Annotated in this window: 1 protein-coding gene; it reads left to right on the top strand. The window is 41.7% G+C overall.

Going from position 1 to position 1,695, the window contains the following annotated elements:
- Window positions 1–621 precede the first annotated feature (621 nt).
- Window positions 622–1,623, top strand: a complete 1,002-nt coding sequence (locus WBN20_RS12275; RefSeq protein WP_424281895.1) for an acyloxyacyl hydrolase — start codon at window positions 622–624, stop codon at window positions 1,621–1,623.
- The last annotated feature ends 72 nt before the right edge of the window (window positions 1,624–1,695 follow it).

Genomic DNA, 1,695 nt, shown 5'->3' with positions numbered 1-1,695 from the left:
GCTCAGTTGGTTAGAGCATCTGACTGTTAATCAGAGGGTCCTTGGTTCGAGTCCAAGAGGGGGAGCGCCGAAGTAGAGCGGAGCTCACTTCATCGCAATACCAAAGCCATTCACGAAAGTGAGTGGCTTTTTTCGTGGGAAAACTTGGGCGAGAAGTCTATCCGCGGCAGTTCGCCTTGGCCAACAAAGGAGGAAGCCCTACTACAAAGCCATTAATATCAAAACCCATGTATAATGCATGGTTTTTTTGTTTTTATCCCACATTTTATCGCATATTTCGAACATTAGGAATTCTTCTAGTCATAAATGACTCCTTATTAGAGGTCCAAGTCCTGCCTCGAGTACAGATGCAAGTAAAAACCGTATGCAATGTGTGCTTTTGTCTATTCAAAATGTTTGAGCTGGGATGATCATTTGTTCCGGCAGTATCCGTCAAAAAAGACCAAAAGAAATATATCCTAATGAAGGTTTTGCTTCGTAAATTAGTGTTAGATATTTTTAGGGGACAATTATCGATTTAGAATGAGGTCAGGTTTGAGAATTTGTTGTTTATTTATTGGAGTTTTCCTTTACTCAACAGAATATTCTTTCTCTCAGAATACAAGTGACTCACTTAATTCAGTGAAGCTGGTTGGACTGAAATTTCATCTAGGTTCGGTACTTATCCACAGCAGGGAACTCAGACCTATTGAAGATTCCTACCCTACGGGAATTGAATTGGATTTGGCCTGGCACAAAATATCACAAAAAGCCTGGGAGTCATGCATGTGTTATCCGAAACTAGGCATTGCGCTCACCTACTGGGGTTTTGACAATAAGGAAGTGCTTGGCCAGGGTATAACAGGACTCTTTTACATAGAACCTGTATTTAATACCAAGGGAAGAGTAAATTATTCTGTGCGGGCAGGTCTTGGTTTATCATATCAGAACTCCCCATATGATCCGGTTTCAAACCCGGATAACCAGAGCTATAGTACCCATATAGGCTTTCCCCTGCAACTGGGAGGAACGGTGCACTTCAGAATAAAATCCCGTTGGTTACTAAATGGGACACTGGTATATAATCACATTTCCAATGGGGGAGTCCGCCAACCCAATAAGGGTATTAACTGGCCCTCTCTTGGTATTGGTATGGCCTATTATCTAAAAGAATTTGAATTTAAGAAAAGAGCTGTCAAAAACTGGCGAGATCTTGGACCGCCTCAAAAAAGGTGGGATTTTACATTTTTTATTGCCTATGAAGAACCGAGAGATAATCTATTCCTGCTTTCCCCGGGACTAGAAATCAAATGGAGCAGACAATTTGCCAGGGTAAACGCTTATACCCTCGGAGGGGAGGTCATGTATGATAACGGTACCGGGTTCGTACTTGATCAGAACGGTGATGAAAGTAGTCCGGTGAAGGCTGGAATGGCTATTGGTCATGAGTTCTTACTAGGGAAGTTTCTTTTCAGTCAGCAATTTGGGGTATATTTCAGCAATACTAATCCCATGCACTCAGATGTGTATCAGAGATACGGGCTAGTATACAGGATTACCAAGAACTTTAGCACTGGAATTAGTCTGAAGGCGCATGGACATGTGGCGAACTTCCTTGATTTTAGGGTGGGTATTTCACTTTGAGACTAGAAATAATACAGATTCTCGTGCACTTAGAATTAAGAACCGCATCGAATACATTAGAATCCTCTTAAA

The sequence above is a fragment of the Eudoraea sp. genome (assembly GCF_049665975.1).
Lineage (GTDB): Bacteria > Bacteroidota > Bacteroidia > Flavobacteriales > Flavobacteriaceae > Eudoraea.
The sequence above is the reverse complement of the archived record's forward strand: the minus strand, read 5'-3'. Positions and strand labels throughout refer to the sequence as shown.